Source organism: Viridibacillus sp. NPDC093762, from assembly GCF_050279675.1.
Classification (GTDB): domain Bacteria; phylum Bacillota; class Bacilli; order Bacillales_A; family Planococcaceae; genus Viridibacillus.
The window spans coordinates 198367-206077 of sequence record NZ_JBNNUK010000006.1; the positions used below are offsets into that span (position 1 = coordinate 198367).

Sequence of the window (7711 nt, forward strand, 5' to 3'; positions counted from 1 at the left end):
ATATTATATTTAAATGCTTTCCTACTTTAGAGTAATAGATTAATAGATACTGTTAAACGCTTTACACTTCAAATAGATTGAATCTTCATATTTTTATACTATATTAAGAAAAAATAATTAAATAGATTGACTAAAATTGGAATGAGTGTGTAAAATGTAAATCAATATATAACATTTGTAAGAGTTTTTTAAAGTATTTGACATATTATTTAATTTTATGTATATATTTTTGCTCGATAAACTGTTATTATTTTCTTAATATTCTTTCTACATTACGAGTTTTTGAAAGGAGATCTATTTTGGGTAGCTCAGAGAATTTATTAACCATCAGGAATTTACACACCGGTTTTCGAATAAAGGATACATATTATAATGCTGTTGATGATATTTCTATTAATTTAAATAAAAATGAGATTTTAGCTATAGTTGGAGAATCGGGTTGTGGTAAAAGTACACTTGCTACTTCAATTCTTGGTTTACACGTTGCAAATAACACGAAAGTCACAGGTGAGATACTTTATAAAGATTTAAACCTTGCAGGACTTCCAGAAGATAAGTTTAATGATATTCGTGGAAATGATATCGGGATGATATTCCAGGATCCATTATCTGCATTAAATCCTTTAATGCGAATCGGTGAACAAATTTCAGAATCTTTAGTCTATCATACGAAATTTACAAAAGAGCAGAGGGTTGAACGTGTTCTTGAACTGTTAAATCAAGTTGGAATACCTAATCCTGAAAGAGTTGCAAGACAGTTTCCACATCAATTATCAGGTGGAATGCGTCAACGTGTCATAATTGCCATTGCCATTGCTTGCAAACCAGCTATTATCGTAGCGGATGAGCCAACAACAGCGCTAGATGTTACGATTCAAGCACAAATACTAGATTTATTGAAAGAATTACAAGCAGAGACAAAGAGTGGAATTATATTAATTACACATGACCTTGGAGTAGTTGCAGAAGTCGCAGATCGTGTTGCGGTTATGTATGCAGGTCAAATTATTGAGGAAGCGCCAGTAGAGGAGTTATTTAATAACCCTAAGCATCCTTATACAAGATCACTACTAAACTCAATTCCTCAGATGAATAGCGAGAATGAGAAACTTCAAGTAATTAAAGGTATAGTACCATCACTCAAAAACTTACCGCGTCAAGGGTGCCGTTTTTCATCTCGAATTCCGTGGCTTGCAGCAGATACACATGAGGAAAACCCCGTATTACATGAAGTTTCCCCTGGTCACCTTGTCAGATGTACTTGCTGGAAACACTTTGATTTCGAAGGTGCAGAAGGGGGACAACTAAGATGAGTTTTATGCAAATAAAAGATTTATGTGTACATTACCCAATTCGTGGTGGCTTTTTCAATACAGTAGTTGATCATGTTTATGCAGTTGATGGTGTTAACATGGAATTCGAAAAGGGTAAGACGTATGGATTAGTTGGAGAATCTGGATCAGGTAAATCAACTACAGGAAAGGCAATTATTGGCCTTGAAAAAATTACATCAGGTAGCATTATTTATGAGGGTGTAAACGTTACGAACCAGCGACGAGAGCGGAACTCATCATATAACAGAGATATTCAGATGATTTTTCAAGATTCCCATTCTAGCATGAACCCACGAAAACGAATAAAAGATATTATTGCAGAGCCTATTCGGAATTTTTTGAAATTAAGTGATCACGAGGAAAATAAGAGAATCAATGAATTACTAGCAATTGTTGGGATGCCTGAGGATGCTAAGTATAAATATCCGCATGAATTTTCAGGAGGACAAAAACAACGTATAGGTATTGCTCGTGCAGTAGCATGTAAGCCAAAAATGATTATCGCAGATGAACCCGTTTCAGCGCTTGATTTGTCAGTACAAGCACAGGTTTTAAACTTCATGAAGGATATTCAAGAGGAATACGGATTGAGCTATTTATTCATTTCTCACGACCTAGGTGTTGTAAAACACATGTGTGATCATATTTCAATTATGTATAAAGGTCGTTTTGTTGAAACAGGTCGTCGTGAAGATGTTTATAAAAATCCACAACATATTTACACGCAAAGACTATTATCAGCAATTCCTAATATTGAGCCATCTACTCGTATTGTACGTAAAGCAGAGCGCCAAGGAGTAGAAGCACTTTATCAGTCCGAACAACATAATTATTATGATGAAAATGGCAAGGTCTACGCTCTAAAGCAAATAAGTGATACGCATTCAGTTGCCATGAATATGCATGGAAAAGGAGGCAATTGAAATGTGGAAAACGATATTAAGACGTTTATTAGTTATGATTCCACAGTTGTTTGTTCTTAGTATAATAATCTTTATTATGGCGAAGTTTATGCCTGGTGATCCATTCACTGGATTAATAACGCCAGAAACAGATCCGAATGTAATAGAAGAACTAAAGATAAAGGCTGGGTTATATGATCCGTGGTATGTTCAATACTATCACTGGATTACAAATGCTTTCCAAGGAGATTTTGGTGAAAGTTATACATTTAAAGTAGCAGTTTCCACCCTTATAGGGGAACGCGCTTTAAATACTTTATGGTTATCACTATTGAGTGTTATTTTATTGTATGGTCTTGCAATTCCACTAGGGATCTTAGCAGGTCGATACCAAGATTCTTTGCTGGATAAGGCAGTTGTTCTTTATAGTTTTGTTAGTTATGCAATACCAACGTTCGTATTGGCATTAATATTCCTGTTTATATTTGGATATCATTATCCGATATTCCCTACAAGCGGAACAGTAGATGTTCAGTATAGTCCAGGGACTGCAGGATATTTTTGGAGCAAGATATATCACATGTTATTACCAGCTATTACCTATGCTTTATTAGCTACTACTGGTGTAATTCAATATTTACGTACTGAAATAATTGATTCAAAATCAATGGATTATGTTAAAACTGCACGTAGTAAAGGTCTTCCAATTTCAAAAGTGTATTCTAAACATATTTTCAGAAACTCCCTATTACCAATCGCTGCATTTTTTGGATTTACAATTACAGGATTATTAGGTGGGTCAGTATTTATCGAAACAATCTTCGGTTATCCGGGGATGGGGCAGTTGTTTATTTCATCTATTCAATCACGTGATTATAGCGTGATTACAACACTTGTTATGCTATTTGGCTTCTTAACATTATTAGGTAGTCTGCTGTCCGACATTATTATGAGTATTGTTGATCCAAGAATTCGGATAGAATGACAAATCTTAATGACTAAGGAGAGGTGAATAGAGATGACACAACGATCAGGAAATACTGAAATCACAAAGCAAGATAAAATTAAGAGCTCTCCACCAACTGGATTCCAAGTCATTATGAGGGAGTTCAAAAAGGATAAATTAGCAATGTTTTCACTAATTTTATTAGGGCTAATTATAGTGGGGGTTTATGTTGCAGCATTATTTATTGATCAAGAAGAAATCATGCGTATTAGTATAAGAGGTAAATATGCTGAACCTGGTGACGGGTTTATTCTTGGTGCAGATCACGGAGGAAGGTCAATTTTAGGGCAATTAATTATAGGGGCCAGAAACTCTATTACCATTGCTATTATTATTACAATAATTACTGGAATTGCCGGGGTTGTTATTGGTCTAGTAACAGGATATTTTGGCGGGTTTATTGATAATTTATTTATGCGCATCATAGATTTCTTTATGACTTTACCAACTTTGATGATTATAATCGTGTTCGTTACAATTATTCCTAAATACAGTGTAACGGCTTTTATATTGATAATGAGTGCTTTCTTATGGATAGGTACTGCAAGGCTTATACGGAGTAAATCTCTTTCAGAAAGCAGACGAGATTATGTAAGTGCTTCTAAGACAATGGGGACTCGTAATTCAACTATTATTTTTAAAGAAATCATGCCGAATTTAAGTTCGATTATTATTGTTGATCTAACATTGAACTTTGCAGGAAACGTAGGCATTGAAACAGGATTATCCTTCCTTGGTTTTGGGCTACCACCGACGACGCCAAGTTTAGGAACTCTTGTTAGTTACGCAGCAAATCCTGAAATATTGTCTACGAAGTTATGGATCTGGTTACCTGCAGCATTACTAATTTTAGTATTGATGCTAGGAATAAATTATGTTGGACAGGCATTACGCCGTTCAGCAGATGCAAGACAGAGATTAGGATAATAAAGGAGGAAAAGGGATGAAAAAAAAGAATTGGTCATTACTAGCGATGCTGTTAGTTTTTATGCTTGTTCTAGCAGCGTGTAGTGAAGACAAGAAAAAAGAAGATGGCGAAACTGGCAAAGGCGGAGACAAGCCAACAGAAAAAGTTGATACAAGCGCTTTCCCAGTTGCAGTAGAAAATAATGATGAGGCAATTAAAGGTGGTACTTTAGAAGTTGCACTTGTAAATGACTCACCATTCAAAGGGATTTTCTCATGGGAACTATACGAAGATGCTTATGATAAAGAAATTATGGATTATGCAAGTAATTCTTTATTTGACACAAAAGAAGACTTCCTTCTTAGCGATACAGGTATTGGCTCAATAAAAGTAGATACTGATAACAAAAAAGTAACAGTTAAAATTAAAAAAGATGTAAAATGGTCTGATGGTGAACCTCTAACAATTGAAGATGTTATATACCCATATGAAATTATTGGTCATAAAGATTATACAGGTATTCGTTATGATGGTGATTTCAAAAATATTGTTGGTGCTTCTGAGTACCATTCAGGTAAAGCAAAAACAATCTCTGGTTTGAAAAAAATTGATGATCAAACTTTAGAAATTTCATTTAAAAAATTATCACCTGCTATTTATAATGGCGGGGACGGTTTATGGGGCTATGCTGCACCAAAACACTATTTAAAAGACGTAGCGATTAAGGATTTAATTAAGTCTGATAAAATTCGTAAAACACCAGTTACTCTTGGAGCATTTAAATTCGATAAAATTGTAAATGGTGAATCAGTGCAATTCTTAGCAAACGAACATTATTGGAAAGGTAAACCTAAGATTGATAAAGTTGTATTAACAACAGTTCCTTCAACGCAAATTTCAGAAGGTTTAAAAGCTGGTAAATATGATCTTGCAACTTCATTTAAATCAACTGCATATGATTCAGTGAAAGATTTGAAAAACTTAACAGTATTAGGTCGTCCTGAATTAGCTTACTCTTACATTGGTTTTAAACTTGGTAAATGGGACTCTAAAAAAGGCGAAAACGTAACAGATCCAAATGCTAAAATGGGAGATGTTAAACTTCGTCAAGCATTTGCATATGCAATGGATGTTGAACAAGTAGCTGCAGAATACTATGGTGGTTTACGAACACGTGCTAACTCTTTAATTCCACCAGTATTTTCTGCATTCTATGATGACTCGTTAACAGGATTCAAATATGATCCAGAAAAAGCTATTAAATTATTGGACGAAGCTGGTTACAAAGATGTAGATGGTGATGGTCTACGTGAAGATAAAAACGGTAAGAAACTTGAAATTAAATTAGCTGCTATGGCTGGCGACGATAAAGATGAAGCAATGATGCAGTTTTATTTACAAAACTGGAAAGATGTTGGTTTAAATGTAGTGTTAACAACAGGTCGTTTAATTGAATTCAACAGTTTCTACGATAAAGTAAAAGCTGATGACAAGGATATTGACGTGTATCAAGCTGCATGGGGTACTGGTACGAATCCTTCTCCAGGAGGTATCTATGCTCGCGATGCATCATTTAGCTATAGCCGTTTCACTTCTCCAGAGCTAGATAAATTATTAGCTAATATCGATTCTCCTGAAGCAATCGATCCGGAAGTTCGTGCAAAAGCATTTAAAGATTGGCAAAATTACATGGCTGAACAAGCGCCAGTTTACCCAACCTACTATCGTACAGAAATTATGCCAGTTAACAAACGTGTAAAAAACTATAATAAAGACTGGGTTAATTATTCTGATATAAACGAATTAGAACTTACTGCTGACGCACCAATTAAATAATAAAGTAAGTAATAATGATTATAGAACCTCCGAGCAATTGTACTATATGTACAATGCTTGGGGTTTTTTTATATATAAAATTTAAATGACAAAAGGACTAAATATTTATATTACAATTAAAGTAAGTTTTAGATACAATATATACTAGGACAAACTAATTATTTTTTTAAAAGGAGTGCGTGCATATGAGCGCTACATTAGTGAAAGTGGCTGATTTGCGATTGGGTAGTATTATAGCCGAAGATATAATGGCAAATACACAATATCCTATTGTATATAAAGATACTAAAATTACTAGAGAACATTTAATTGTATTTCAAGCTTTTCAAATACCAAAAATACCAGTGCTCACTACATCAATCGTTGAAAAAAAAGAAAAGGAATTTATGTTAACTCTTGATAATGTTAAGGAAGATGAAGTGGAAGTTGAAGTTAAAAGTATGACACCATTTGCTAGTCAATATGGAAAAAGTGTTGAGGAATTCAAATCTGAATTCTTTAAATGGCAGGCGGGTAGTAAAGTTGATATTGTAAAGGTTCGTACTATTATACTTCCGTTAATAGATTATATATTAAGAGATCGTGCACTTATTTTCTCATTAAATGAACTTTCAGATTCTAAAAATTATATTTATCATCATTCTGTTGCTCTTAGTTTAATCTCGGCTGCAATTGCGCACAAAATGGGCTTATCTAAAGGAGATATTATTCAAATTGCCAGTGCAGCTGCTTTAGCTGATTGTGGTATGGCAAAAGTAAATAAAAAGATTCATGAAAAAGCGGGGGCTTTAACTGAGTTAGAACTTAAAGAAATTCAAGAACATCCCTTTTATAGTGCACAATTAGTGAAAGATATTCCTCTTTTAAAATCTGATATGAAGATTGCTATATATCAACACCATGAGCGATTAGATGGTAGTGGTTATCCATTAGGTGAGAAAGGTAATTCCATTGCTGTGTACTCTCATATTATTGCAGTAGCCGATGTTTTCCATGCCATGACATGCGAACGAGTATACAGAGAAAAAGAATCCTCATTTAAAGTATTAGAAATGATCCGCGAATCGCAATTTGGTAAATTTAATATTGAAGTTGTTCATACATTATTTAGCTGTTTAGCAGATTTACCATTAGGAACAAAAGTAGAATTATCTAATTTTGCACTTGCAACAATTGTTTTTGTAAATAAGGATACCCCTACTCGTCCGGTTGTAAAGTTAATAGATACATCAGAAATCATAGACTTATCAAGGAATCGTATATTATATATCGAAAGATTAATCGTCGAATAGCTTTATTGATTCTATCCCTTAATTAAGTCCTTTTATAGGAAGAAACTCTTTAGAAAGATAATTAGTTTAAAATGATAGGGATAGAATTCTATTTTCTATTAAAAAGTGTTGACAGTTATATAGAAAGTGTTATATTATATTACTTGTCGCTAAGACGCACCGAACAAAACTTAATAACTTCACTTTCAAATAAAACTTTTTCAAAAAAGTTGTTGACAGATGAAGATATACATGTTAAGATTTAAAAGTCGTCAAAACAACACGACAAAATGAACCTTGAAAACTGAACATGCAAGACGTTAATCAATAAATGTTTTTGAACATCAACTCTGTTGGTGGATCAAAACAAAAATAGATATCATCTTCGGATGATACGCTAGCAAAGCTAATGAGCTTTCAAACTACTTTTATGGAGAGTTTGATCCTGGCTCAGG

The 7711-nt window shown here is 33.8% G+C and carries 6 protein-coding genes; all 6 read left to right on the plus strand.

Features of this window, described 5'->3' with window-relative positions; all coding sequences use genetic code 11:
• The first annotated feature begins 299 nt into the window (after positions 1–299).
• The 6 genes from ACQKM9_RS10470 (at position 300) to ACQKM9_RS10495 (ending at position 7277) form a co-directional block, all read left to right on the plus strand.
• Positions 300–1313, plus strand: coding sequence for an ABC transporter ATP-binding protein (locus ACQKM9_RS10470; protein ID WP_427734297.1), 1014 nt, complete (start codon positions 300–302; stop codon positions 1311–1313).
• A complete protein-coding gene (locus ACQKM9_RS10475; RefSeq protein WP_427734298.1) occupies positions 1310–2257 on the plus strand; it encodes an ATP-binding cassette domain-containing protein in 948 nt (315 codons plus the stop codon). The genes ACQKM9_RS10470 and ACQKM9_RS10475 overlap by 4 nt, the downstream gene beginning before the upstream one ends.
• 1 nt (position 2258) lies before the next feature.
• Positions 2259–3221 carry an oligopeptide ABC transporter permease gene (gene opp4B / locus ACQKM9_RS10480; protein WP_427734299.1) on the plus strand — a complete coding sequence of 321 codons (963 nt, stop codon included), beginning with the start codon at positions 2259–2261 and terminating at the stop codon, positions 3219–3221.
• A gap of 33 nt (positions 3222–3254) precedes the next feature.
• Positions 3255–4169 carry an ABC transporter permease gene (locus tag ACQKM9_RS10485; RefSeq protein WP_427734300.1) on the plus strand — a complete coding sequence of 305 codons (915 nt, stop codon included), beginning with the start codon at positions 3255–3257 and terminating at the stop codon, positions 4167–4169.
• A 16-nt stretch (positions 4170–4185) separates the two neighbouring features.
• A complete protein-coding gene (locus tag ACQKM9_RS10490) occupies positions 4186–5985 on the plus strand; it encodes an oligopeptide ABC transporter substrate-binding protein (protein ID WP_427734301.1) in 1800 nt (599 codons plus the stop codon).
• 185 nt (positions 5986–6170) lie between these two features.
• On the plus strand, positions 6171–7277 hold the full coding sequence (locus tag ACQKM9_RS10495) for an HD-GYP domain-containing protein (protein ID WP_427734302.1): 1107 nt from the start codon (positions 6171–6173) through the stop codon (positions 7275–7277).
• The last annotated feature ends 434 nt before the right edge of the window (positions 7278–7711 follow it).